The organism is Levilactobacillus tujiorum, from assembly GCF_012641185.1.
Lineage (GTDB): Bacteria > Bacillota > Bacilli > Lactobacillales > Lactobacillaceae > Levilactobacillus > Levilactobacillus tujiorum.
In genome coordinates, this window is sequence record NZ_JAAXLK010000058.1 from 1 (window position 1) to 329 (window position 329).

General features: G+C 41.0%; 1 protein-coding gene. It reads right to left on the reverse strand.

Features of this window, described 5'->3' with window-relative positions; translation table 11 throughout:
- The coding region (locus HF569_RS12795; protein WP_232842630.1) for a helix-turn-helix domain-containing protein at positions 1–284 on the reverse strand (284 nt) is incomplete at its 3' end.
- Positions 285–329 lie beyond the last annotated feature (45 nt).

The following is a 329-nucleotide window of genomic DNA, read 5'->3' on the forward strand; positions in this document are numbered from 1 at the left end:
CAATTCGAAACAGACGTAGGCTTCGGGAAACCAAACTTGATGCAGGTTGCTTCTAACGATGCATGATTCTTTTCCTTCCACTCTACTAAATTCACACGGAATTCACCAGTTATGTGTGGCGGATTCAATAGTTTTTCTCGACCATGAACTTGATAAATACCAGTTAGAACACGAAGAGCATACCGTCCTATACCGTAACGCGTCGCAACTATTGTATACGATTCACCACGATCACTAAGATAGTCTTCGACAGCTTTAATCTTATTTTCAACTGAAACAACCATGATTTATACCCCTCTAGTTTGTTCCAACTTTTGGGGTACGGGTCA